This is a genomic window from Actinomadura chokoriensis (assembly GCF_041463665.1).
Lineage (GTDB): Bacteria > Actinomycetota > Actinomycetes > Streptosporangiales > Streptosporangiaceae > Spirillospora > Spirillospora chokoriensis_A.
Window position 1 is genome coordinate 189,704 of the sequence record NZ_JAXCEJ010000004.1, and the last position, 23,399, is coordinate 213,102.

At 71.1% G+C, this 23,399-nt stretch carries 24 protein-coding genes; 14 read left to right on the plus strand and 10 right to left on the minus strand.

Going from position 1 to position 23,399, the window contains the following annotated elements:
- Positions 1-11: 11 nt before the first annotated feature.
- Positions 12-1,175, minus strand: coding sequence for an ATPase BagB (bagB, locus tag SM418_RS09495; protein WP_371940311.1), 1,164 nt, complete (start codon positions 1,173-1,175; stop codon positions 12-14).
- Positions 1,176-1,311: 136 nt separating this feature from the next.
- Complete coding sequence (gene bagA / locus SM418_RS09500; RefSeq protein ID WP_371940310.1) at positions 1,312-2,307, minus strand: ATPase BagA; 996 nt, start codon at positions 2,305-2,307, stop codon at positions 1,312-1,314.
- A gap of 245 nt (positions 2,308-2,552) precedes the next feature.
- Here bagA and SM418_RS09505 point away from each other — a divergent pair, with 245 nt between their 5' ends.
- The 5 genes from SM418_RS09505 to SM418_RS09525 all read left to right on the plus strand — a co-directional run bounded on the left by SM418_RS09505 (position 2,553) and on the right by SM418_RS09525 (position 6,254).
- Positions 2,553-3,572 (plus strand): slipin family protein, encoded by a 1,020-nt coding sequence (locus tag SM418_RS09505; protein WP_371940309.1) that lies wholly within the window; start codon positions 2,553-2,555, stop codon positions 3,570-3,572.
- Between the two features lie 211 nt (positions 3,573-3,783).
- Positions 3,784-3,942 carry a Sp36 family protein gene (sp36, locus tag SM418_RS09510; protein WP_021591512.1) on the plus strand — a complete coding sequence of 53 codons (159 nt, stop codon included), beginning with the start codon at positions 3,784-3,786 and terminating at the stop codon, positions 3,940-3,942.
- A gap of 28 nt (positions 3,943-3,970) precedes the next feature.
- The gene (locus SM418_RS09515) at positions 3,971-4,432 is read left to right on the plus strand and encodes a RidA family protein (protein WP_371940308.1); all 462 of its coding nucleotides are present in this window, start codon (positions 3,971-3,973) and stop codon (positions 4,430-4,432) included.
- Positions 4,433-4,480: 48 nt separating this feature from the next.
- The gene (locus tag SM418_RS09520) at positions 4,481-5,335 is read left to right on the plus strand and encodes an NUDIX hydrolase (protein WP_371940307.1); all 855 of its coding nucleotides are present in this window, start codon (positions 4,481-4,483) and stop codon (positions 5,333-5,335) included.
- A gap of 4 nt (positions 5,336-5,339) precedes the next feature.
- Positions 5,340-6,254, plus strand: a complete 915-nt coding sequence (locus tag SM418_RS09525) for an MBL fold metallo-hydrolase (protein ID WP_371940306.1) — start codon at positions 5,340-5,342, stop codon at positions 6,252-6,254.
- 25 nt (positions 6,255-6,279) lie between these two features.
- On the opposite strand, the gene SM418_RS09530 is transcribed toward SM418_RS09525, so the two are convergent.
- Positions 6,280-6,966 carry a Crp/Fnr family transcriptional regulator gene (locus tag SM418_RS09530; RefSeq protein ID WP_131935942.1) on the minus strand — a complete coding sequence of 229 codons (687 nt, stop codon included), beginning with the start codon at positions 6,964-6,966 and terminating at the stop codon, positions 6,280-6,282.
- A 349-nt stretch (positions 6,967-7,315) separates the two neighbouring features.
- On the opposite strand from SM418_RS09530, the gene SM418_RS09535 reads away from it, so the two are divergent.
- Positions 7,316-7,834, plus strand: coding sequence for a TetR/AcrR family transcriptional regulator (locus SM418_RS09535; RefSeq protein ID WP_371940305.1), 519 nt, complete (start codon positions 7,316-7,318; stop codon positions 7,832-7,834).
- Between the two features lie 180 nt (positions 7,835-8,014).
- The gene (locus SM418_RS09540) at positions 8,015-8,155 is read left to right on the plus strand and encodes a hypothetical protein (RefSeq protein WP_371940304.1); all 141 of its coding nucleotides are present in this window, start codon (positions 8,015-8,017) and stop codon (positions 8,153-8,155) included.
- Between the two features lie 43 nt (positions 8,156-8,198).
- Here SM418_RS09540 and SM418_RS09545 read toward each other — a convergent pair whose 3' ends face one another.
- Both SM418_RS09545 and SM418_RS09550 read right to left on the minus strand, forming a co-directional pair.
- On the minus strand, positions 8,199-8,750 hold the full coding sequence (locus SM418_RS09545) for a carboxymuconolactone decarboxylase family protein (protein ID WP_371940303.1): 552 nt from the start codon (positions 8,748-8,750) through the stop codon (positions 8,199-8,201).
- A complete protein-coding gene (locus tag SM418_RS09550) occupies positions 8,747-9,628 on the minus strand; it encodes an SDR family NAD(P)-dependent oxidoreductase (RefSeq protein ID WP_371940302.1) in 882 nt (293 codons plus the stop codon). Before SM418_RS09550 ends, SM418_RS09545 begins: the two co-directional genes overlap by 4 nt.
- 61 nt (positions 9,629-9,689) lie before the next feature.
- On the opposite strand from SM418_RS09550, the gene nth reads away from it, so the two are divergent.
- The 3 genes from nth to SM418_RS09565 all read left to right on the plus strand — a co-directional run bounded on the left by nth (position 9,690) and on the right by SM418_RS09565 (position 12,594).
- A complete protein-coding gene (gene nth / locus SM418_RS09555; RefSeq protein ID WP_371940301.1) occupies positions 9,690-10,421 on the plus strand; it encodes an endonuclease III in 732 nt (243 codons plus the stop codon).
- Positions 10,422-10,548: 127 nt separating this feature from the next.
- Entirely contained in the window at positions 10,549-11,211 is a 663-nt protein-coding gene (locus SM418_RS09560; protein WP_371940300.1) for an NUDIX hydrolase, read from the plus strand.
- A gap of 189 nt (positions 11,212-11,400) precedes the next feature.
- The gene (locus SM418_RS09565) at positions 11,401-12,594 is read left to right on the plus strand and encodes a MarP family serine protease (RefSeq protein WP_371940299.1); all 1,194 of its coding nucleotides are present in this window, start codon (positions 11,401-11,403) and stop codon (positions 12,592-12,594) included.
- Between the two features lie 22 nt (positions 12,595-12,616).
- Here the strand turns inward: SM418_RS09565 and SM418_RS09570 are convergent, their stop codons facing one another.
- From SM418_RS09570 to acs, 5 genes are all read right to left on the minus strand, one after another.
- On the minus strand, positions 12,617-13,069 hold the full coding sequence (locus tag SM418_RS09570) for a DUF309 domain-containing protein (RefSeq protein WP_371940298.1): 453 nt from the start codon (positions 13,067-13,069) through the stop codon (positions 12,617-12,619).
- A 22-nt stretch (positions 13,070-13,091) separates the two neighbouring features.
- Entirely contained in the window at positions 13,092-14,015 is a 924-nt protein-coding gene (locus tag SM418_RS09575; protein ID WP_371940297.1) for an alpha/beta fold hydrolase, read from the minus strand.
- Positions 14,016-14,023: 8 nt separating this feature from the next.
- Positions 14,024-14,500 carry a phage holin family protein gene (locus tag SM418_RS09580; RefSeq protein WP_371940296.1) on the minus strand — a complete coding sequence of 159 codons (477 nt, stop codon included), beginning with the start codon at positions 14,498-14,500 and terminating at the stop codon, positions 14,024-14,026.
- 13 nt (positions 14,501-14,513) lie between these two features.
- Entirely contained in the window at positions 14,514-15,737 is a 1,224-nt protein-coding gene (nhaA, locus tag SM418_RS09585; RefSeq protein WP_371966055.1) for a Na+/H+ antiporter NhaA, read from the minus strand.
- A gap of 242 nt (positions 15,738-15,979) precedes the next feature.
- On the minus strand, positions 15,980-17,947 hold the full coding sequence (gene acs, locus SM418_RS09590) for an acetate--CoA ligase (protein ID WP_371940294.1): 1,968 nt from the start codon (positions 17,945-17,947) through the stop codon (positions 15,980-15,982).
- A 336-nt stretch (positions 17,948-18,283) separates the two neighbouring features.
- Here acs and SM418_RS09595 point away from each other — a divergent pair, with 336 nt between their 5' ends.
- The 4 genes from SM418_RS09595 (at position 18,284) to SM418_RS09610 (ending at position 22,986) form a co-directional block, all read left to right on the plus strand.
- Positions 18,284-19,075 (plus strand): Fic family protein, encoded by a 792-nt coding sequence (locus SM418_RS09595; RefSeq protein WP_371940293.1) that lies wholly within the window; start codon positions 18,284-18,286, stop codon positions 19,073-19,075.
- Positions 19,076-19,976: 901 nt separating this feature from the next.
- Positions 19,977-21,053, plus strand: a complete 1,077-nt coding sequence (gene ssd, locus SM418_RS09600; protein ID WP_371940292.1) for a septum site-determining protein Ssd — start codon at positions 19,977-19,979, stop codon at positions 21,051-21,053.
- 89 nt (positions 21,054-21,142) lie between these two features.
- Positions 21,143-22,294, plus strand: a complete 1,152-nt coding sequence (locus tag SM418_RS09605) for a TadA family conjugal transfer-associated ATPase (RefSeq protein ID WP_371940291.1) — start codon at positions 21,143-21,145, stop codon at positions 22,292-22,294.
- Positions 22,291-22,986, plus strand: coding sequence for a type II secretion system F family protein (locus tag SM418_RS09610; RefSeq protein WP_371940290.1), 696 nt, complete (start codon positions 22,291-22,293; stop codon positions 22,984-22,986). Before SM418_RS09605 ends, SM418_RS09610 begins: the two co-directional genes overlap by 4 nt.
- The last annotated feature ends 413 nt before the right edge of the window (positions 22,987-23,399 follow it).

Genomic DNA, 23,399 nt, shown 5'->3' on the forward strand with positions numbered 1-23,399 from the left:
CTCGGTCGGGGTCAGGCGGCGGTCGGGGCCGAGTCGGAGGCGGCCAGGTCCTCGCCGACCTGGCGCAGGCCGTCCAGATCGTGGACGTCCTCGGCATGGGAGGGGACCGCCGTGGCGGGGACGTTCGGGTGCGTGGACGCGAAATGGTCGCGGAGGCGATCCTCGCGGGCGGCAAGCTGCATGCGGCCGGTGTGCAGACGGAGCAGGGCCGCGGTCAGCGCGTGCTCGCCGCGCTCCTCCAGCGTCTCGGCGGCGGCCTGGCTGCGCGCCGCCGACAGCGCGCCGCCCGCGGACTCGTGGACGCGGTTGACCACGATCCCGGCGAGGGGCATGCGCTCCTCGGCGAGACGCTCGACGAAGTAGGACGCCTCGCGGAGCGCGTCCGGCTCGGGGGCGGCGACGACGAGGAACGCGGTGCCGGGGGTCTGCAGGAGCTTGAACGTCTTCTCGGCGCGCTCCCGGAACCCGCCGAACATCGTGTCGAACGCCGCGACGAACGTCTGCACGTCGCGCAGCAGCTGGACGCCGAGGACCTTGTTGATCGCGCCGGTGAACATGCCGAACCCGGCGCTGATCACCTTGACGCCGAAGCGGCCGCCGGTCTTGGCCGGGGCGGCGAGGATCTTCATGAAGCGGCCGTCGAGGAAGCGGCCCATGCGCTCGGGCGCGTCCAGGAAGTCCAGGGCGTTGCGGGACGGGGGCGTGTCCACGATGATCAGGTCCCAGGCGCCGGAGCGGTGCAGCTGCCCGAGCTTCTCCATCGCCATGTACTCCTGCGTCCCCGACAGGCTGGACGAGAGCGACTGGTAGAAGGGGTTGGCGAGGATCTGCTTCGCCCGGTCCGGGTCGGAGTGCGCCTCGACGATCTCGTCGAAGGTGCGCTTCATGTCGAGCATCATGGCGTGCAGCTCGCCGTCGCAGTCGCCGTCGATCTCGATCCTGCGCGGGCTGTTGTCGAGCTCCGACAGGCCCATGGACTGGGCGAGCCGGCGCGCCGGGTCGACGGTGAGGACGACGACGTCGCGTCCCCGCTCGGCCGCGCGGACGCCGAGCGCGGCGGCCGTGGTCGTCTTGCCCACGCCGCCGGACCCGCAGCACACGATGATCTTCGTGCGGGGGTCGTCGAGCAGCGCGTCGACGTCCAGGACGGGGGGAGTCTTGCCGGTCGGGCTCATCGGTTCACCTCTACCGTTCGGCCCCCGGCCCTCCGGGGCCGCTGCTCGGTGGTGGGCGTCGCCGTCAGCGCCACCCAGGACACGCCCGGCCGCGGCGCCGCGTGGGCTCGCGTTCCGGTGCGCGGTGCGGGGGCGGTCATGCGGCGCCCTGGGCGCGGAGGGCTGCGGCCAGGTCGTAGAGGCCGGCGAGGTCCATGCCGTCCGAGAGCATCGGGAGGGTGTAGCGGGGGCGGTCGATCGAGTCGAGTCGCTCCTTCTCGCGGCGCTGGAGGGCGGTGCGGCGGGCGTGGTCGGCGGCTTCGGCGGCGAGGACGGCGGCGATCTGCTCGGCGTCGTGCTCCAGGCCGGCCGCCTTCACGCCCCGGATGATCTCGTCGGTGTCGAGGGCTCCGGCGCCGGCCGCGGCGAGGTCGTCCTCGGTGAGGACGGGCTCGTGCTCCATGTTGACGATGACGCCGCCGATCGGGAGCCCGGCCTCGGTGAGGTCACGGATCCCGTCCATCGTCTCCTGGACGGGCATCTCCTCAAGGAGGGTCACGAAGTGCACGGCGGTTTCGGGGCTGCGCACTACCTTCATCACGGTGTCGGCGTGGTTGCGGACGGGGCCGACCTTGGCGAGCCCGGACACCTCTTCGTTCACGTTCAGGAACTTCGTGATGCGGCCCGTGGGCGGGGCGTCCATGACGACGGCGTCGTAGATGAAGGAGCCGTCCCGCTTCTTGCGGCGCACCGACTCGGAGGTCTTGCCCGTCAGGATGACGTCGCGCAGGCCGGGGGCGATCGTGGTGACGAAGTCGACGATGCCGAGCTTGGTCATCGCCTTTCCGGCGCGCTTCAGGTTGTAGAACATCTCGAGGTACTCGAGGAGCGCCTCTTCGGTGTCGACGGCGAGCGCGTACACGTCCCCGCCGTCCGGGGCGACCGCGACGCGGCGCTCCTCGTACGGGAGGGGCGGACAGTCGAACAGCTGGGCGATGCCCTGGCGACCCTCGACCTCGACGAGCAGGACCTTGCGGCCTCCGGCGGCCAGGGCAAGGGCGAGGGCGGCCGCGACGGTCGTCTTCCCCGTGCCGCCCTTACCGGTGACCACATGGAGGCGTACGCCGTCCCAGTCGGTGTCTCTCGCGCTCACCCGATCGACCATATCGTTCACTCGGCAAACACTTCAGAGGGCGTCCGCCCGTATGCAAGTGATCCCTGACACGGTTCCCCCGCAAGATCATTTGTGTGGACGTTGTACACGGGCCTGCCCGCGCGGTTAGCTGGGAAACGTGGACCGTCTCCAAGCGGTTCCGTCTGAATCCTCACGGGTTCGGAGTTCTGCCGGTGCCGGGGCGCTTCCCGGCCCCGGCCGTCCACGCGAGAAAGGTGCGCGTGATGGAAGCAGTGGTACTCATCGTCCTGCTCGCCGTCGTCGTCGGCGGGCTGATCACCCTGGCGTCGTCGCTCCGGGTGGTGCAGCAGTTCGAGCACGGGATCGTGTTCCGGTTCGGCCAGGTCCAGGCGGACGGGCAGCTGCGCGCCGGCGCGGTGCGCACCCCGGGCCTCACGGCCATCGTGCCGATCATCGAGCGCATGCAGAAGGTCAGCCGGCAGACGATCACCATGGGGGTGCCGGGACAGGACGGCATCACCCAGGACAACGTCAGCGTCCGCGTCGACGCGGTCGTCTACTTCCGGGTGATCGACCCGGTGAAGGCGATCGTGAACGTCCACAACTACGGATACGCGATCTCGCAGGTCGCGCAGACGTCGCTGCGGTCGGTCATCGGCCAGGCGGACATGCAGGAGCTGCTCGGCGAGCGCGAGAAGATCAACATGCGGCTGCGGGCGATCATCGACGAGATCACCGAGGGGCCGTGGGGCATCCTGATCGAGCGCGTCGAGATCAAGGACGTCTCGCTCCCCGAGGGCATGAAGCGGTCGATGGCCCGGCAGGCCGAGGCCGAGCGGGAACGCCGCGCCCGCATCATCACCGCGGACGGCGAGTTCCAGGCGTCCAAGCGCCTCGCCGCCGCCGCGGAGATCATGTCGCAGGACCCGGCGGCCCTCCAGTTGCGCCTGCTGCAGACCGTCGTGGAAGTGTCCGCGGAAAAGAACAGCACGCTGGTCATGCCGCTGCCGGTCGAGATCCTGCGGTTCTTCGAGAAGGCCACGGGAGGCTCCAGGCAGGGCGAGGAAACGGGCGAGGGCAGCAGGCTCGACCTCGGGGAGCGGCTTGCGAAGGCCGAGCAGGAGCTGGCCAGGGCGGCGGAGCAGCCCTCGACCCTGGAGTCGGCCGAGGACGTCCCGCCGGTCATCGGCCTGGACGAGCCGAAGCGCGCCCCGTCCCGCGGCATAACGGGCGGCGAGGTCGCCGGTCCCCAGCCGCCGGAGGAAGAGGACACGCAGCGCTGACCGGATGACGATCGGCGTCCGCCCGACCGCCGGCCGGGCGTTCGCCGTGCCGCTCCAGCGATGAGGGGTGCTTTCGTGTCTGCGACGTAGGGCGGGCGGTGTGTGAGCCCACCGATGCGCCCACCGATGAGCCACCGATGGGCCGAGGAGCGTGGCCTCCAAGGCCCCGACCGCCGAGGTGGGCGCGATGAGCACCGCTAGGGTGAGCGGCATGAAGAAGTGGGAGTACGCGACCGTTCCGCTGCTGGTGCACGCGACCAAGCAGATCCTTGACAACTGGGGCCAGGACGGGTGGGAGCTCGTCACCGTCCTGCCGGGGCCGAACCCGGAGAACCTGGTGGCCTACTTCAAGCGCGAAGTCCAGTCGTAACGAGACGCCTCGGCGAGGAGGAGCGGGCATGAGCACGCCTGAAGAGCGGATGCGCGAGCTGGGGATCGACCTGCCGGACGTCGTCCCGCCGGTCGCGTCGTACGTCCCGACGGCGCGGACGGGTTCGCTCGTCTACACGGCGGGCCAGGTTCCGATGGTGAAGGGCGAGCTGGGCGCCACCGGGAAGGTCGGCGCCGAGGTCAGCCCCGAGGAGGCCGCGAAGCAGGCGCGGATCTGCGCGCTGAACGCGATCGCGGCGCTGAAGGCCGAGGTCGGCGAGCTGTCGCGGGTCGTCCGGATCGTGAAGGTCGTCGGGTTCGTCGCCAGCGCGCCGGACTTCTACGGCCAGCCGCAGGTGGTCAACGGGGCGAGCGACCTGCTGGCCGAGGTGTTCGGGGACGCGGGCAAGCACGCGCGCAGCGCCGTGGGCGTCGCCGTCCTGCCGCACGACGTGCCCGTCGAGGTCGAGTTGATCGCCGAGGTCCAGTAGGACCGGCGCCTTGACGGAACGCCATTCGGTATGTCCGAATGGGCCGCCATGAGCATTGTGCGCGGGCTGAAGCTTCCGCCGAGTTTCCGGGACCGGATCGAGGACTTCCGGGCGGGCCGGGCCGAGCCCGCCCCCGCCCGGCACGCCTCGACGGTCGTCGTGCTCCGCGACCACGACAAGCACGGGCTGCAGGCGTTCATGCTGCGCCGCGTCCGGTCGATGGCGTTCGCGCCGGGCGCGTACGTCTTCCCCGGCGGGTCGGTCGACCCGCGCGACGGCGACGCGGCGCTGGCCTGGTCCGGGCCGCCGCCCGCCGAGTGGGGCGCGGCGTTCAAGGCGGACGAGACGCTGGCCCGCGAGCTGGTGTGCGCGGCGGTCCGGGAGACGTTCGAGGAGACGCTCGTCCTGCTGGCCGGGCCGACGGGCGAGACGGTCGTGGACGACACGCGCGGGGACGAGTGGGAGGCCGACCGGCAGGCGCTGCTGGATCGTTCCCAGTCGTTCGGCGGGTTCCTCGACCGGCGCGGCCTCGTCCTGCGCGCCGACCTGCTGCGCCCGTGGGCGCACTGGATCACCCCGGTGGTCGAGCCGAAGCGCTACGACACCCGGTTCTTCGTCGCCGCGATGCCGGAGGGGCAGCGGGCGAGGGACGTCAGCACGGAGGCCGACCAGGTCGCCTGGGTGCGCCCGGCGGAGGCGGCCGAGCGCGCGGAGAGGGGCGAGTGGCCGATGCTCCCGCCGACGATCGCGACGCTTGAGGAGCTGGCCGAATTCGAGACGGTGGCGGACGTGCTGGCCGCGCCGCGCGAGATCGCCGTCAACGAGCCCATCGCGGAGATCATCGACGGCGAGGCGTATCTCGTCCTGCCGGAGGACGCCGAGCGGCACTATCCGCGGGGGTGACCCGGTGCGCCGTGGAATGCCCCGCTCGCAGGCCGTCATGTGGCGGCTGGCCGGCACGTCGGCGCTGCGGCATCTCGACCGTCTCGGCTGGAACCCGGCCCGCCACCCGGATCGGGCCTCGGGCAGGATGGGGGATATGACGGAGATCGACGGGATGGGTACTGAACGGGCGACTTGCGTGCTCGCCCCGAACCCGTCCGCCATGACCCTGGACGGTACGAACACGTGGATCATCGCCGAACCGGGGTCCGAGGAGGCCGTGGTCGTCGATCCCGGGCCCAAGGACGGCAAGCACCTCAAGCGCGTCCTGGACGTCGTGGAGGCCCAGGGGCGCCGCGTGGGGCTCGTCCTGCTCACGCACGGCCATCCCGACCACTCCGGCGGCGCCGGGAAGTTCGCGAAGCTGGCGGGCGGCGCCGTCCAGGTGCGGGCGCTCGACCCGAGGCACCGGCTCGGGGACGAGGGGCTCGCCGAGGGGGACGTCGTCACCACCGGCGGCCTGGAGCTGCGGATCATGGAGACGCCGGGCCACAGCGACGACTCGCTCACGTTCTGGCTGCCGGCGGACGGCGCCGTCCTCACCGGCGACACCGTCCTCGGGTACGGGACGACCGTGCTGGAGGGCGGCCTCGGCGACTACCTCGGCTCGCTGGACCGGCTCCGCGCGTTCTCCGCCGAGGTCGAGGCCGCCACCATCCTCCCCGGTCACGGCCCGAAGCTGGACGACCCGATCGCCGTCCTCGACTACTACATCGACCATCGCCGCGAACGCCTCGCGCAGGTCGAGGCGGCCGTGGCCGCGGGCGCGCGCACCGCCCGCGAGGTCGTCGAACGCGTCTACGCCGACGTCGACAGGTCCCTCTGGCCCGCGGCCGAATGGTCGGTGCAGTCGCAGCTCGACTACCTCAACGGCCGCTGACCGCGGGGCGCCCGCCGACCGGGGGTCACTTGGAGCGCTTGCGGAGGCGTTCTATGTCGAGGATGACCACGGCACGCGCCTCGATGCGGAGCCAGTTGCGCTGGGCGAAGTCGGCGAGCGCCTTGTTGACTGTCTCGCGGGACGCCCCCACGAGCTGCGCCAGTTCCTCCTGGGTGAGGTCGTGGTGGACGTGCAGGCCCGCCTCTGACGGCTGCCCGAACCGTTCCGCGAGGTCCAGCAGCGCCTTGGCGACGCGTCCGGGAACGTCGGTGAAGACCAGGTCGGCCATCACGTCGTTGGTCTTGCGGAGCCGCTGCGCGAGCGCGCGGAGCAGCTGGACGGCGACCTCCGGATGCCCGGTGAGCCACGGCCGCAGGTCGTCGTGGCCGAGCCCGGCCAGGCGGCACTCGGTGACCGCGATGGCGCTCGCCGTGCGCGGGCGCGGGTCGAACAGCGACAGCTCGCCGAACATCTCGCTCGGACCGAGCACGCTCAGCAGGTTCTCCCGGCCGTCCGGCGCCGTCCGGGTCAGCTTGATCTTGCCCTCCAGGACGACGTACAGCCGGTCCCCGGTCTCCCCCTCGTTGAACAGCGTCTGACCGCGCGCGAGCCGCGCCTCGGTCACGTTGGCGCGCAGCGCCTTGGCGCCCTGCTCGTCGAGCGCCTCGAAGAGCGGGGCTCTGCTCAGAACGTCCACGTCGCGATCGGTCACGCTTCTCCTCCTCGAACACCTACATGCCTAGTGTGACGTACGTCCCACCGCGTACGTGAAGGCAGGGTCACGGCGCGCCGAAACGCGGGACCGGGGGTTTTCCGTCCCGCGGCGGGTTACGGTCCCGTTTGCCCAGTGTACGGACCATCGGGTGAATGCCATCACAGCGGTCTCACCGCCAGTTACCGGACGACCTGGGCCATGAGCTGCGGTGCCATAACCTGAGCGCATGCAGAGCTCCGGCCCCCGCCCCTCACCGCGCAGGCTTCCGCGGGGGCGTCACGCGCTCTCCCGCTCGGAGGTCGAGCGAGTGCACCGGGACCGTCTCTGCGGGGCCATGGCGGCGGCGATGGCGGAGAAAGGGTACGTCGGTACGTCGGTCGAGGACGTCCTCAAGCGAGCCAGGGTGTCCAGGCAAAGCTTCTATGTGCTGTTCTCGTCCAAGCTCGACTGCTTCATGGCCGCGTTCGACAAGGCGAGCGAACTGCTCATCCACCGGCTGGAGGGCGCCGCGAACGGCGGGGGCGATGCGGCGGCCCGGTTCGAGAGGGCCGTCACCACCTACCTGGAGGCGCTGGCGTCCGAACCGGGCTATGCGCGGCTGTTCCTGGTGGAGGTGTACGCGGCCGGTCCCGAGGCCATCCAGCGACGGACCGAGATACAGCACAGACTGGCCGAGGCATTGGCGGGCCTTATGGGCGTGACCGGTCAGGCGGGCGAGTTCGCGTGCCAGGTCATCGTGTCGGCGGTGAGCGCGATGGTGACTCCGGCTATCGCGGCGGGCGACATGGAGGCGTTGCGCGCGGTGGGGCCCCCGATCAGCGATCACGTGCGCCTCCTCCTCCGGTCGGGGGCCTTGGGCGCCTAACGGGCCGTCTGAGGTGCGGTGGATGTGATGGTCACTCGCGTGGTGGCGGTGCCGTGTGCGCGCGGGAGCGTGACGGTGAGTCGTCCGCGCGGTCCGGCGACCGCCTTGAGCACCCGGCGCGTCCTCCCCTGCGTTACGCGGATGAGGACACGTGTGCCGGGACGGTAGGACGCGGGCGTCGTGACCGTGGCGGTTCCGGTGGCCCGCAACGTGAAGCCCGTCCTGGACGCCTCGGAAAGCGCGCTGAACTCCCGGGCCCTGCGGCGGTCGAGCGAGACCGTCCAGCCCCATCGCGTCCAGGTCCGGTCGATCGACCGGTAGGAGATCTTCGCCGGCGGACGGGGCGGGGCGGCGAACGTCGCCATCAGCGGGCCGAACGCCGGGGACGGTCGGGCTGGACCCGGAGGGCGGTGATCACGGTGGCGAGCATCTCGTAGTGGCCGACCAGCACGGTCAGCTCGACGCACTCGCCCTCGGTGAGGTGGGTGCGGAGCCGCGTCCAGGTGTCGTCGTCCAGGTCACGCTCGACGTGGAGGCGGTCGGTCGCGGTGAGGATCGCCCGCTCGCGCGGCGTCCAGCCGTCGGCGGACGGCCCCGCCTCGACGCGCTCGACGTCCCGGGCCCGGACGCCCGAGCGGCCCGCGATGCGCACATGGTGGTCGAACTCGTAGCGGCAGTCGCGCAGGTGCGCGACGCGGAGGATCACCAGTTCGGTCTCGCGGCGCGGCAGGGTGCCGCCGGGCATGAGCCGCCCCGCGAACCACAGCCAGCCGCGGAAGAGCCCGCGCCGCCGCGCGAGGGTCAGGAAGAGGTTGGGCGGACCGGTCCCGGCGGCCCGGCCCACGACCTGGCACGCGAGCCAGTTCACCACCCCGACGTCGCGGATGCCCCCCGGCGTGGCGCGGGGGGCGGTCACCGGTGAGAGTCCGGTTGCGGCGTGGTCAGCTCGACCTGCTCTTCCCGCGCGATTTCGAGGATCTGGCGCAGCCCGCGCTGGACGGCGCTGTCGACGACGGGCTGCACGAGCATCCGGACCGGCAGCACCCCGCCGACCCACCAGGGAGCCACGACGCGCTTGGAACGACGCGCGATCCCACGTTCCAGTGCGTCGATCCCCACCTTCAACGGCGTGACCGCTGAGATGAGGCTGCTCGCACGCCCCGAGTTGGTCATGGCGGAGGCCGCCTCTGTGCTGAACCCGCGCCGCGTCATGTCGGTGTCGAGTTCGGCGAAGTAGGCGACACCGGCCTTCGCGCCCAACGGCCTTAGCTCGGACCTGAGCGTGTTGCCCAGCGCCTCCACCGCGGCCTTGGACGCGCTGTACGCGCCCAGCAACGGCGCCTGAACGGCCGCAGCGAGCGACGCCACAGCCAGCGCGTAGCCGCGTTCATGGCTGATGTGGGGCCCGGCCGCCCGGAGCGTGTTGTAAACGCCCAGCACGTTCACCCGAAGGCTCTGCTCCAGGACGGACGGGTCGCCGCCGATGATGGGCATCTGCGCGGCCACCCCCGCATTGGCCACGACCACGTCCAGGCCGCCCAGTTCCTGGACCGCGCTGTTCACGACCTCCTCGACCCTGCCGCGGTCGGTGACGTCGCACGTCCACCAGGGGGCGGACCCGCAGTCGGCCGCGACGGCGGCGAGCAGTTCGGGTTCCAGGCCGGCGAGCGAGACGCGGGCGCCGCGCTCGTGCAGCCTGGCGGCGAGGGCCGCGCCGATGCCTCGCGCCGCGCCCGTGATCAGCACGCGCCGTCCGGCGAGGGTGGCCGTCCAGCGGGAGGAGTCAAGGGTCATGCGCTGAGCCTAACATTAAAGAACATGCTCGTCTTTTTAAGGGAGGCCCTACCCTGGCGGAATGGCGACTGATGAGGCCCCGGCGGCCGGGCGCAGGCCCGAGTCCAGGCTGGCTCTCGTGCGCCGGGCGCGCCGGATGAACCGGATCCTGGCCGAGACCTACCCGGACGCGCACTGCGAGCTGGACTTCGGGACCCCGTTCCAGCTCCTCGTCGCGACCGTCCTTTCGGCGCAGACGACGGACGTGCGGGTGAACCTGACGACGCCGGCGCTGTTCGCCAAGTACCCCACCCCGGAGGACCTGGCCGCCGCCGACCCCGAGGACGTCGAGGCGATCCTGAAGCCCACCGGGTTCTTCCGCGCGAAGACCAAGTCGGTCATGGGCCTGTCCGCCGCACTGCGCGACAAGTTCGGCGGCGAGGTCCCGGGGCGGCTGAAGGACCTCGTCGAGTTGCCTGGTGTCGGGCGTAAGACGGCCAATGTCGTCCTGGGGAACGCGTTCGACGTGCCCGGAATCACCGTCGACACCCACTTCGGCCGGCTGGCACGGCGTTTCGCATGGACGACCGAAGACGACCCCGTGAAGGTCGAACAGGAGGTCGGCGCGCTCATCCCGCGCAAGGACTGGACGATGCTCTCGCACAGGCTCATCTGGCACGGCCGCCGGATGTGCCATGCCCGCCGTCCGGCCTGCGGCGTGTGCCCGCTCGCACGGTTGTGCCCGTCCTTCGGCGAGGGCCCGACCGACGAGGAGACCGCCCGCAAGCTCGTCAAGCCGGGGCCTTTCTCATGACGGGCAGTCTCATTACGGGCAGTCTCATTACGGGCAGTCTCATTACGGGGAGTCTCATTACGGGGAGTCTCATGACTCGGAGACTCATGACGGGAAGGAACGCGGGAGTTCCGCGGTTGGGACGGACGTGACCGAGATCGCCCCCAGCAGCCCCCCGTGGCTCGACCGCTTCCGCGTGGAAGGCCCCCGGATGCCGGTGCCGCCGATGTTCCGGCCCGCGGCACCGGCCGCCCGCGCCGCCGCCGTCCTGATCCTCTTCGGTGAGGGACCGGACGGCCCCGACCTCCTGCTCACCGAGCGCGCGGCCACGCTGAACAAGCACGCCGGGCAGCCCGCGTTCCCCGGCGGCCGCATCGACCCCGAGGACGACGGCCCGGTCGCGGCGGCGCTGCGCGAGGCGTGGGAGGAGGCCGGCGTCGAACCGGACGGTGTGGACGTCCTCTGCACGCTGCCCGAGCTGTACCTGTCGCGCAGCGAGCACCTCGTCACGCCCGTCGCCGGCTGGTGGCGGGAACCGTCGGAGATCGCGCCCGGACATCCCGGGGAGGTCGCGATGGTCGCGCGCGTCCCGCTCGGCGAGCTGGTCGACCCGGCGAACCGGCTGATGGTCCGCCATCCGTCCGGGATCAAGCTCGGCCCGGCGTTCCGTGTCCGCGACATGCTGGTGTGGGGGTTCACGGCGGCGCTGCTGATCCGGGTCCTGGACGCCGGGGGCTGGAACCGGCCGTGGGACATGTCTCATGTCGAGGACCTGCCGCCCGAGGTCCTGGATCTCGCCGACCGCGGCTGAGAATCTCGTATATTGCGATTAAATCGGTATTTTCGCCGGGCGCCGGAATGATCCGCAGGTCAGGGTCCTATTTCCTGCGGGTATGGTCATGGTCACGACCGCGTGTCACCCCTGACGGCTACCCGTCGCACCTGAATCTGGTACATCGAGGGGACGTGAACCGGGGGCCCGGACCTATACGGTGAAGCGGTGCTGCACGACCACGTTCTCGACGTCATCCTGCTCGTGCTCGTCGTGCTGTTCGGAGTCTCGGGCTACCGGCAGGGCTTCATCGTGAGCCTGCTGAGCTTCGCCGGCTTCGTCGGCGGTGGCGTCATCGGCGTGCTGATCGCGCCGCCGATCGCCGAGACGGCGGTGGACGGGGCCGCGCAGCAGGCGCTGCTCGCCATCGTGATCGCCTTCCTCGCCGCGACCCTCGGGCAGTTGATCGCCTCCTCCCTCGGCGCCGTGCTGCGCAACCGGGTGACCGGCATGAACGCCCGCACCGCCGACGCGGTCGGCGGCACGTTCGTCAGCGCGATGTCGCTGCTGATCGTCGCCTGGTTCTTCGGCAGCCTGGTCGCCAACTCCGAGTTCAAGCCCGTCCGGACGCAGGTCAAGGGCTCCTCGATCATCAACGGCATCAACGACGTGATGCCCGAGCAGGCGCAGACCTGGTTCACCTCGTTCCAGGGGTTCGTGAAGAGCAGCGAGTTCCCGCAGGTCTTCAACGGCCTCGGCGGCGAGTCGGTGGTGCAGGTGCCGCCGCCGGACGAGTCCGTGCTGAACACCCGGGGCCTGAAGGCCGCCAAGAACAGCATCGTCAAGGTGGTCAGCACGGCGCCCCAGTGCGAGCGCCGCATCGAGGGAACCGGGTTCGTGTTCGCGCCGCAGCACATCATGACCAACGCGCACGTCGTCGCCGGTGCCGGCGCGTCGAAGGTGGCGACGATGAACGGCGAGGTCAGCCGGGGGCGGGTCGTCCTGTACGACCCCAAGCGGGACGTCGCCGTGCTGTACGTGCCGGGCCTGCGGGCCCCGGCGCTGGAGTTCGCCCAGGAGGCCCGCGTCCGCGACAGCGCGATCATCGCCGGGTTCCCGAAGAACCAGCCGTTCACGGCGGGGGCCGCCCGGATCCGCGCCCGGCAGACGGCGCGCGGGCCGGACATCTACCACTCCGGGCAGGTCACCCGCGAGATCTACGCCCTCCGCGGCAAGGTCGAGCCGGGCAACTCGGGCGGTCCGCTGCTGTCCACGGACGGACGCGTCTACGGCGTCATCTTCGCGGCGGCGCTCGACACGCCGTCCACCGGCTACGCGCTCACCGCGCAGGAGGTCGCGCCTGACGCGCGCGTGGGCGCGCAGGCCACGAACCCGGTGTCCACACAGAACTGCTCCGACTAAAGCGTGCCCGACTAGAGCATTTTCACGGGAGCGTGAGCCGGAGGGTCACGGGGCCGTTCTCGGGGCTTGCGGCCAGGTCTCGTGCCCGCTGGACGACTCCGCCTACGTCGATGTTGTGCGGAGCATCCGTCCCGTACGGGACGAGACGTTCGGCGGCGCGGCTGAGCAGAGCTTCGGCGCCGCGTGCGTTTCCCCTGCGCAGGTGAGTGATCCCTACGGCGACCTGTGCCAGGCCCCGCCACAGCTCCCGTTCGGGCTCCGGGGCGGCCTTCCAGACCGCCTCCAGTACCTCGTGGGCATGGAAGGGACGGTCGGCGTCCAGGAGATGCTGTGCCTCGGCCAGAGCCTCCTCCGGGGGCATGTCGAGGTCGTCCGGCATGGTGGGTATGCCGGTGGCGCCATGGGGCAGCGGACGTCCGTAAGCGTCCCGCGGGCGTGAGTTGCGTGGGCGTCCAGACTCGTCCCGATCGCGCATGGCTCCACCGTACGCCCGGGGTTCAGCGTTCCGGCTCCGGGTCGGCGAGCCAGCCGAGGAGCTGCGCGTCGAACGCGCGAGGACGCTCCTGCTGGGGGAAATGACCGGCGCCTTCGATGAGCTTCCACCGGTAGGACGCCGACACGTAGCGGCCGGAACCCTGGGCACTCGCGGGGAGCGTGCACATGTCGAGCGCACCGTGAAGCTGAAGTGTGGGTACCTGGATGGGGGCGCGCATACGGTGCGCGTAGCGGATGCCGTCCGGACGGGCCAGCGACCGGATCAACCAGCGGTGGTACTCCAGCGCGCTGTGGGCCACCCCGGGGATCTGCACCGCCATGCGCACGAGCTGCTCTGTGCGCCTGTCCGGCCAGCCTGGCCCGGACCAGTCGTGCAGGAGCTTCCCTACCAGCGCCGCGTTGTCGCGGACCAGGCGCCGTTCAGGCCACATCGGCACCTGGAAGCCGAACGTGTGCCGCGCCGCCCACCCCTGTCCGCGCGGGTCGCCCGCGACGGCCTGCCGCAGCCGCAGCGGATGCGGGGCGCTCACCACCGCCAGCCGCTGGACGGTCTTCGGGTGGTAGACGGCCGTCGTCCAGGCGAGCAGCCCGCCCCAGTCGTGCCCGACGACGATCGCGTTCGCCTCGCCCAGCGCGCGGACGAGCCGGGCGGCGTCCCCGGCCAGCGTGACCAGGTCGTAGCCGCGCGGCGGCTTGTCACTGCCGCCGTACCCGCGCAGGTCGACGGCCGCCGCCCGGTAGCCGGCCGCGGGCAGCGACACCAGCTGGTTGTGCCAGGACCACCAGAACTCGGGGAAACCGTGCAGCAGCAGGACGAGCGGGCCCTCGCCGGCCTCGGCGACATGGAACCGCGTCCCCCCGGCGCTGACCTGCCGGTGCGTCCACGGCCCGTCGACCTCGATCAGCGAAGCGTCGTGCCCGGACATGGCGCCGGTCAGACCGTCAGCTCGGACTTGCCGGAGCCGCGCTCGACGGACTTGCGCGCGCCGGAGCCGTCGTCCCCGGAGCCGCCGCGGTGCCGCAGCGCGGAGAAGTCGTCCTTCAGCGTCTTCCGGGTCCGCTTGGCGCCCTCGATCCGCTTCATGAAACGTTTGGCGAGGAGCATCAGGATGCCGGCGAGCACCACATAGACGATCGCCACGACGAGGAACGCGAACCAGGGCCGCAGGCCCAGTTCCGCGAGGAGCAGCGCGAACATGATCGACAGCAGGATGACGACGAGCCCGCCCATCACCGCGGCGATGGTGAGCATCACGCTGCTGAGCGCCGCCTTCTTGGCGTCGGCCTTGAGCTCCATCTTGGCCAGGGTCATCTCAGCCCTGACCAGGTCGGAGATGTTGCCCGACGCGAGCGCGACCAACTCGCCGAGGGACTTGTCCTCCATGCGCTCGCCTGGTAGTTCCTCCGACATATCGCTTTGCTCCTTAGCCCGGGTGCGCGCGCACACGCACCCTTCTCCGGAAGACGACGGTCGCGGCCGCCGAGGCGAGAACGCTCGCGATGAGGACCGCAGTCGTCACTCTCTCGAATTGTGACGGGTCGGTATAGGCCAAACCGCCGATCAGCAGCGAAACGGTGAAACCCACCCCGGCGAGGAGCGCGACTCCCGCGATCTCATGCCAGTGCAGGTCCTCTCCGAGGTTCGCCAGGCCGAGCCGCACGGCCGCCCAGGCACCCCCGAAGACCCCCAAGAACTTACCGATCACCAATCCGGCGATCACTCCGAGGGCCACCCGGTCGGTGAACACGGCGCCCAGTTGAGACGCGCCGAGCCCTACACCCGCCGACAGGAACGCGAAGACCGGCACGCACACGCCCGCCGAGAACGGCCGCAGGATGTGGTCGGCCCGTTCGGCGTTCGTCGGCCGTCCGTCCGGGGTCTCCCTAGGGCTGGTGAGCATGCCCAGCGCCACCGCGGCGACCGTCGCGTGGATCCCGCTCCGCTGTAGGAAGTACCAGGCGAGGACGGCGATAGGTACGTACACCCACGGTGAGCGGACGTTTCTACGCTGCAGCACCCCATACACAGTGACGAGAACCACTGAGAGCCCTAGCGACGTCCACTGCACGGTCTCGGTGTAGAAGAGCGCGATGATGGCGATGGCTATCAGGTCGTCCACGACGGCCAGCGTCAGCAGGAACGCGCGTAGCGACGCCGGGCATGAGGTGAACGTCACGGCGAGCACGGCCAGCGCGAACGCGATGTCCGTCGCCGTCGGCACCGCCCAGCCGCGCAGCGCGCCCGGTTCCCCGGCGCTCACCATGAGGAAGACGATCGCCGGCATCGCCACGCCGGCCGCCGCGGCGATCACGGGCAGCGCCGCCTGCCGAGGATCGCGCAACTCGCCGTGCGTCAACTCCTCGCGCAACTCCAGCCCGGCGATGAAGAAGAACACCGCCAGCAGCCCGCTCGACGCCCAATGCTGCACGTCCATGTGCCCGAGATGCAGCCAGTGGGGGCTGATCTCGAACGTCCGCAAGCTCTCGTAGGCGCTCGCCCACGGCGTGTTGGCCCACACCAGCGCGGCGACGGCAGCCGCCAGCATCACGACGCCGCCTATCGTCTCCATGCGCAACGCACTGGCGACCTGCGCCCCGTAACGGACGGTCGGCCGGACGGGCCACGTCGCGGCGACGCGACGCTTCATGGGTGGGCGCGCCATGGAAAAACCCCCGAGAAGGTGGCGGACATTTTGAAAGGCCCGGCCCGCACACCACTACGGGACGTACCTGCCGACCAGACTTCCCGGCACACCACTGGACATTTTACTGGGCTGCCCCAAGAGAGCGTCTGGCCGGGCAGGGGAACGGCCCGCGCCCTCGGTGGGCGCGGGCCGTTCTGGGCCTGGACCAGCCGTCTCCGGCCAGGTCAGTCCTCTCCGGGCCGGAATCAGTCGTCGGACTTGGCGGAGGGGAGCTTCTCCGAGATCAGGTCCATGACCGTGCTGTCGGCCAGCGTCGTGACGTCCCCGATGCTGCGGTTCTCGGCGACGTCCCGGAGCAGGCGGCGCATGATCTTGCCGGAGCGCGTCTTCGGCAGCTCCGGGACCATCATGATCTGCCGCGGCTTCGCGATCGGGCCGAGCGCCTTGGAGACGTGGTCGCGCAGCTCCCGGGCGAAGTCCTGGCCCTCCACCTCCTCGCCGGCGCTGCCGCGCGGGATGACGAACGCGACGATGGCCTGCCCGGTCACCGGGTCGGTCGCGCCGACGACCGCCGCCTCGGCGACCTTCGGGTGCGACACCAGCGCCGACTCCACCTCCGTCGTGGAGATGTTGTGCCCGGACACGAGCATGACGTCGTCCACGCGGCCGAGCAGCCACATGTCGCCGTCCTCGTCCTTCTTGGCGCCGTCGCCGGCGAAGTACAGGCCGTCGAAGCGCGACCAGTACGTCTTCACGTACCGCTCGTCGTCGCCCCAGATCGTCCGGAGCATGCCCGGCCACGGCTCCCGGACCACCATGAACCCGCCGCCGCCGTTCGGTACCGACCGGCCCTCGTCGTCCACGACGTCCGCGGCGATCCCGGGCAGCGGACGCATCGCCGCGCCCGGCTTCGCCGCCGTGACGCCCGGCAGCGGGCTGATCATGATGGCGCCGGTCTCCGTCTGCCACCACGTGTCGACCACCGGCGCCCGGTCGGCGCCGATGTTCTTGCGGTACCAGACGTAGGCCTCGGGGTTGATCGGCTCGCCGACCGACCCGAGGACGCGCAGGGACGACAGGTCGTACTGCGCCGGGATGTCGTCGCCCCACTTCATGAACGTGCGGATCGCCGTGGGCGCGGTGTAGAAGATGGACACCCCGTACTTCTGGATGACGTCCCACCAGCGCCCCTTGTTGGGCGTGTCAGGGGTGCCCTCGTAGATGACGCTGGTCGAGCCGTTGGCGAGCGGCCCGTACACGATGTAGGAGTGCCCGGTCACCCAGCCGATGTCGGCCGAGCACCAGTAGACGTCCGTTGCGGGCTTGAGGTCGAACACGGCCCAGTGGGTGTAGGCGCACTGGGTCAGGTAGCCGCCGGTGGTGTGCAGGATGCCCTTCGGCTTACCCGTCGTCCCGGACGTGTACAGGATGTAGAGCGGGTGCTCCGAGTCCATGGGCTCGGCGGTGTGCTCTTCGCTCTGCCGTTCGACGACGTCATGCCACCAGAGGTCGCGCTCGTGCTCGGTGACCTCCTCCCCGGTGCGGCGCACCACAAGGACGTGCTCGATGCTCGGCGTCTCCGCGACGGCCTCGTCCACGATCCCCTTGAGGTCGGACGGCTTTCCGCGCCGGAACCCGCCGTCCGCGGTGATGACGAGCTTGGCCTGCGCGTCGTCGATGCGGGTCCGGAGGGCCTCGGCCGAGAAGCCGCCGAACACGACCGAGTGGGTCGCGCCGATACGCGCGCACGCGAGCATCGATATCGGCAGCTCGGGAATCATCGGCAGGTAGATCGCAACCCGGTCGCCCTTGCGGACGCCCAGTTCGAGCAGAGCGTTCGCGGCCCTGTTCACCTCGCGCTGGAGGTCGGCGTAGGTGAGGGTGCGGCTGTCACCCGGTTCGCCCTCCCAGTGGTAGGCGACCTTGGCTCCCAGTCCGGCCTCCACATGCCGGTCTACGCAGTTGTAGGCGACGTTGAGTTCGCCGCCCACGAACCACTTGGCGAACGGCGGGTTGCTCCAGTCGAGGACGTCGTCCCACCGCTTGGCCCAGGAGAGCCGGTCCGCCTGCTCCGCCCAGAAGCCCAGGCGGTCGTCGGCCGCCTGCTCGTAGGCGTCGGCCTTGACGTTGGCGGAGGCGGCGAGATCGGCGGGCGGGGCGAAGCGGCGCGTCTCCTGCAGAAGGTTCGACAGTGTTTCTTGGTTCTGGCTCAACGCGAACTCCTTGCTAGGTGATGCGGGGTCGCCCGGTGTCCCCACTCCACCAGGAAGGTCCCGGTCTTCACAAGGCCGGAATCCCTGAGGTGGAAGACGAACGCGACCGGCTCCCACGAATCCGGATGGTGTTGTGATCCCCGACAGAGCGTGCCCTCTCAGCCGTGTATGCGGGAACCGTCTCCGTTCTACGCCTCCCCGCAGTGTTTCGCGAGCACATGCGGAGACCGCACGCGGGGGTCTTCCGTGAGCTCGTGCGCGTCCCCGCAGGAGGTTGCGGGGACCCGCGCGGGGGGTGTTTCCGGTGCGCATGCAGGGACCGCATAGGGTCGGGCCGTGACCGATGCCCTTGCTGATGTTGCGAAACTGCCCGGCGTCGCCGGCGCCGTCGATGACGCGCGTAAGGCCGTTGACCGGCTGCTCGGCCATCGCATCCTGCGGCGGCGCAGCGCCGAGGTGTCCACGGAGTCCGCGTTGCGCGGTGCCCGGGCCTCGGCCGTCCTGGACGGTGCGTCGGTCACGCTGGACGAACTTCGCACCAGTGAGAGCCCGTCGGACCCCGTCGTGCAGGGCTCGCTTCGCGTGTCGGCCGAGCTGGGGACGTTGACGGATACCTGGCGGAACGCGCCCCGGCAGGCGCTGGCTCGGCTCCACGTCCTCGCCGCGGCGGATGTGGTGGACGGCGCCGATCTGGGACGTCCGCGCTCAGCCGACGCCGTCGTTGAGGACGTTCTCGGTCTTGGTGAGCCGCCTTCGACGTCCGAGGTGGCAGCGCGCCTGGACGCACTCAGCGGGCTCCTGACTTCCCCGACGAAGGCGCCGGCGCTGGTGGTCGCGGCCATCGTGCACGGCGAGTTGCTGACCCTGCGTCCATTCGGGTGGGGGGACGGGCTGGTCGCCCGTGCCGCTCAGCGGCTCACGCTGGTGTCCCGTGGGCTCGACCCCAAATCGCTGGTCGCGCCGGAGGTCGGGCACCTGGAACTGGTGGACGACTACGGCTCGGCTTTGCGGGAGTACTCGTCCGGCACGTCCGAGGGCGTCGCGCGGTGGATCGTCCACTGCTCGGCCGCCGTGGCCGCCGCCGCACGTGATTCGCAGGCGATCTGCGAAGCCTTCATGCGCGGCTGACCCGGGGACGCCAAGCGAACGGCGCCCCGCTCGGGGACGCCGTCGCCAGTCACGTCACACCGGGTTACCAAGCGTGCACCTCAATTCGTCGGATCGGGTCAAGCCCGTCTCGACGCGCCTCCCGCGGCTGGTCGCGCGTGGGTGCCCGGCTGCCGTGCTCGGACACGAGGTCCGTACAACCTGTCTACGCCTCATCTGTGCAGTTGACAAGCCCCTCTTCGAAAAGTGCGGCAACGCCGTCGCGGGTGACGCCGAACGGGACGCGGGTACCCGGTGAGGCCGAGGAGGGCCATTCCGGGCTATCCGTAACTCCCATCGGGGTCGCAGAATTGATTACTCACTGTGATCGTTTCTTTTTGGGGCCGATCACGGATGCGGCCGGAAAGATCTTTAGTTCTGCTGTACGCTCCCACTTCCGTCCCGATGCGCGCACCGCGCGAGGGGACGGGACGCCCTGCCGTGGAGGGCATGGCGCCGCATGGCGCCGCGGCGAGCACAGCGTTCCCGCCAGATGAGAAAAATCGTCGTCTGCCGGGCGAGTTTGTGCCTCGACGGAACTCTCGACGATCGGGCAGCATATGTTGTATCCGCCTAGACTGGAGTCAGTGAGTTTGTCTCTCCCATAGGGCGGACTTGCGTGCGGCTTAGCCTGAACTCCAACTGAGACTTTCCTGGGAAGGCGGACCGGCTCTACCCCCCCGGAGCCGGACCGCACGGCGACCCTCGCTCTCCCCCCGGCGGGGGTCGCCCAGCCGTAGAGCGGCGGGCGGTGTATCCGCGGACGCACCGCCCGCCTGCTCACCAGGACCTCCGGCGAAGTTATCCACAGTTGGCGGAAGCTTCTCAGCGCCGCCGTCCCGCCCCGCAAGGTGGATGTCTCCGAACATCGAAGGAGCATCCGATGAACCTCGCGGCACTGATCGTCACGGGCGACCCCGCCCTCGCCGACGGGCTGCTGCGCCTTGCGGCCGCCGCCGACGCCCACGCGGAGGTCGCCTACGGCGCCGACGAGGCCAGACCCGCCTGGACGTGGCCCGCACTGATCCTCGTGGGCGCCGACATGGCCGCGGACGTGGCCGCCGCCGGTCTCCAGCGCCGCCCGGGCGTCGTCCTCGTCACCGGCGACGGCGCCACCCCCGAGGCCTACCGCCTCGCGGTCGAGGCCGGCGCGCAGGACGTCGCCGCACTGCCCGACCACGAGGACTGGCTGATCAACGCGTTCGCCGCCGCCTGCGAGCCCGAAGGCGGCTGGGCCACCACGCTCTGCGTCATCGGCGCCCGGGGCGGCGCCGGCGCCAGCGTCCTCGCCGCCGCGCTCGGCCTCGCCGCCGCGAGCCAGGGCCTGCGCACCCTCCTTCTCGACGCCGACCCGTTCGGCGGCGGCGTCGACCTCATGCTGGGGCTGGAGGAACACGAGGGCGTCCGCTGGCACGACCTCGCCGAACGCCGCGGCCGGCTGAACACCGCCGCGCTCCGCGAGACCCTGCCCCGCTCGGGTGACCTGTCCGTCCTGTCCTGGCGGCGCGGCGAACCCGTCCCCGTCCCCGACGAGGCCGCCCGCACCTTGCTGGACGCCGCCTCCCGAGGCTTCGACCTGGTCATCGCCGACGTGCCCCGCTACCCGGGCGACGTCGGCCGCGCCGCACTGCGCGCAGCCGACGTCACCTTCCTGCTCGTCCCCGCCGAGGTTCGCGCCACCGTCGCCGCCGACGGCCTGGCCGCCGCCCTGCGCCGCAGCACCGCCGACCTACGTCTCGTGGTGCAGGGCCCGGCCCCCGGCGGCCTCACTCCGGACGCGGTCGCCCACGCTCTCGACATCCCGTCCGCCGGCACGTTCGACCGCGACCGCCGCCTCCCCGCCGCCATCGACGAGGGCGCCCTGGAGCGGGCCTGCCGCCGCGGCCCCCTGACCGACTTCTGCGCCAAGACCCTGGCCGACCTTGCCCTCCAGCCCGACGCCTACCGAGAAGCGGCGTGACCTCGGCCTGGGGTGCGGCGTGACCCTGGCCTGCGGGTGCGGCGTGAGCTCCGGCCTTGCCGAACGGGGATGTTCCCTAAGGAGGCGGTATGACGAGGTTGTCTGATGCGGTGCGCGACCGGCTCGCCGGGAGCGGCGGGGAGGCGACCACAGGGCGGGTCGCCGCAGCGTTGCGTGCGGAGGAACGCCTGCTCGGCGACCGCGAGGTGCTGACACTCGCGGACGAGTTATGCGCCGAGTTCGTCGGCGCCGGGCCACTGGAGCCTTTACTGCGCTCTCCCGACATCACCGACGTCCTGGTGAACGGCCCGGACGAGGTCTGGGCCGACACGGGCTCCGGCCTCGTCCGCACACCGTTGCGGTTCACCGACGAGGCGACCCTGCGTCGCCTGGCCCAGCGCCTGACCGCCGCCGCCGGACGCCGGCTCGACGACGCGGCCCCGTACGCCGACGCCCGGCTGCCCGGCGGGGTCCGCCTCCACGCCGTCCTGCCGCCGGTGTCCGCGGGCGGCACCTGCCTGTCGCTGCGGCTGCCCCGCCGCCGCGCCTTCACGCTGGACGAGCTGGTCACGGCGCGGACCGTCCCGCCCGAGGGCGCCGATCTCCTCGCCGCGCTGATCGAGTCACGCGCCGCCTTCCTGATCACCGGAGGTACTGGCACGGGCAAGACCACGCTGCTGAGCAGCCTGCTGTCCTTGGTGCATCCGGCCGAGCGGCTGCTCCTCGTCGAAGACTCCGCCGAACTGAAACCGGCCCACCCCCACGTGGTCCGGCTGGAGGCCCGTCCGCCCAACGTGGAGGGCGCCGGTGGCGTGACCTTGAACGACCTCGTCCGCCAGGCCCTCCGCATGCGCCCCGACCGCCTGGTGGTCGGCGAGGTCCGGGGCACGGAAGTAGTGATCCTTCTGCAGGCATTGAACACGGGTCACGAGGGTGGCTGCGGCACCCTTCACGCCAACACCGCCGCGGACGTACCGGCCAGGCTCGAAGCACTGGCCTGCGCGGCGGGCCTGAGCCGGGAGGCCGTCCACAGCCAGTTGGCCGCCGCGTTGGACATCGTCGTCCACCTGGTCCGCGAACCGGGGGGAGGCCACCGCCGCGTGGCCGAGATCTGCCTTCTGCACAGGGCCTCCGACGGTCTGGTCGGTGTCCTTCCCGCCGTCTCGTTCACCGCGTCCGGCGAGGTCGTTCCGGCCCGTGGCGCCGACGCCCTGCACGCACGGCTGCGAGGAAACCGATGATCGCCACACTGGCGGTCCTCTGCACGGCCGCCGCCGTCTGGATGCTCCTGGCCCCCGCCCCCGCCCTCCGCCGCCTGGGCCGCCTCGCGCCACCCCCTCCGGGCGATCCCCTGCGCATCCTGCGGACCAGGCGCGAGGCCCTGCGGGAGCGCAGAACCCGGCCGCGCCGCTGGCGGATGTCCGTCATCGAACTCTGCGACGCCATGGCCGCCGAACTGTCCGCCGGCCGGACCCCCGACGAGGCGTTCACGGCGGCCGCCTCCGTCCTGGACCCGCACGTGTCCGAGGAACTCCTCCACATCCCTCGCCCGCCGCCCGACCACCTGGACGAGTTGGCGACCCAGCCGGGAGCGGAAGGGCTGCGGCTACTGGCAGCCTGCTGGCGCATCGGCGCGGAACGCGGCGGCACATTCGCCACCGTCCTGGACGGTCTGGCGGGCGCCCTCCGCGATGAGGAGGCCCAGCGCCAGGACGTATCCGTCCAACTGGCCGGCCCTCGCGCCACGGCCCGCCTGCTCGCCGCCCTCCCGCTCTTGGGCCTGGCCATGGCCGCGGCCCTGGGCGCCCATCCGGTTTCGTTCCTGTGCACCACTCTCCCGGGCCTGGCGTGCTTGATCACAGGCGTCACCCTCAACCTGCTCGGCCTCTACTGGACCCGTCGCCTGGCCAATTCCGCCGAATCCCTCCACTGACCGTGGCGGGGGCGCGGCAGGCACAAGTGGACGAGACCGCAGGAGTGCCGGGCTCGCCGGTGGGTTGGGACGGGCCCAGCGATAGTGGGCCGGGTTTCAACCTGGCGGGCTGGGGTCCCGCTGACGCAGGTTTGCCCCGCCGGGTGCGGTGCGGTGCCTGCCGGGGGGAGGAGGTGCGCGAGAGGAAGTAGGTGAAGTGATGACGGCGTTGGCGGCCGTGCTCTGTGCGGCGGCATCGGCGTTCCTTCTTCCCAGGGGGACGAACGCCGCCGCGAAGCGGTTGTCGGATCGGTTCGAACGCCCTTCGCCGAGACACGCAGCCCCGAGCAGCGCCCCATGGGCCTGGGGCCGCAGCCCTGGTGGAGCGAGCCCTCCCGGGCAAGCACCCGCAGAGGAAGGTGGTCCCCCACAGG

Bases quoted from the DNA above. Each gene is read 5' to 3' on its own strand.
- bagB (WP_371940311.1), bottom strand. From the start codon at position 1,175: ATGAGCCCGACCGGCAAGACTCCCCCCGTCCTGGACGTCGACGCGCTG.
- SM418_RS09505 (WP_371940309.1), top strand. From the start codon at position 2,553: ATGGAAGCAGTGGTACTCATCGTCCTGCTCGCCGTCGTCGTCGGCGGG.
- sp36 (WP_021591512.1), top strand. From the start codon at position 3,784: ATGAAGAAGTGGGAGTACGCGACCGTTCCGCTGCTGGTGCACGCGACC.
- SM418_RS09515 (WP_371940308.1), top strand. From the start codon at position 3,971: ATGAGCACGCCTGAAGAGCGGATGCGCGAGCTGGGGATCGACCTGCCG.
- SM418_RS09520 (WP_371940307.1), top strand. From the start codon at position 4,481: ATGAGCATTGTGCGCGGGCTGAAGCTTCCGCCGAGTTTCCGGGACCGG.
- SM418_RS09535 (WP_371940305.1), top strand. From the start codon at position 7,316: ATGGCGGAGAAAGGGTACGTCGGTACGTCGGTCGAGGACGTCCTCAAG.
- SM418_RS09550 (WP_371940302.1), bottom strand. From the start codon at position 9,628: ATGACCCTTGACTCCTCCCGCTGGACGGCCACCCTCGCCGGACGGCGC.
- nth (WP_371940301.1), top strand. From the start codon at position 9,690: ATGGCGACTGATGAGGCCCCGGCGGCCGGGCGCAGGCCCGAGTCCAGG.
- SM418_RS09570 (WP_371940298.1), bottom strand. From the start codon at position 13,069: ATGCGCGATCGGGACGAGTCTGGACGCCCACGCAACTCACGCCCGCGG.
- SM418_RS09575 (WP_371940297.1), bottom strand. From the start codon at position 14,015: ATGTCCGGGCACGACGCTTCGCTGATCGAGGTCGACGGGCCGTGGACG.
- SM418_RS09580 (WP_371940296.1), bottom strand. From the start codon at position 14,500: ATGTCGGAGGAACTACCAGGCGAGCGCATGGAGGACAAGTCCCTCGGC.
- nhaA (WP_371966055.1), bottom strand. From the start codon at position 15,737: ATGAAGCGTCGCGTCGCCGCGACGTGGCCCGTCCGGCCGACCGTCCGT.
- ssd (WP_371940292.1), top strand. From the start codon at position 19,977: ATGAACCTCGCGGCACTGATCGTCACGGGCGACCCCGCCCTCGCCGAC.
- SM418_RS09605 (WP_371940291.1), top strand. From the start codon at position 21,143: ATGACGAGGTTGTCTGATGCGGTGCGCGACCGGCTCGCCGGGAGCGGC.
- SM418_RS09610 (WP_371940290.1), top strand. From the start codon at position 22,291: ATGATCGCCACACTGGCGGTCCTCTGCACGGCCGCCGCCGTCTGGATG.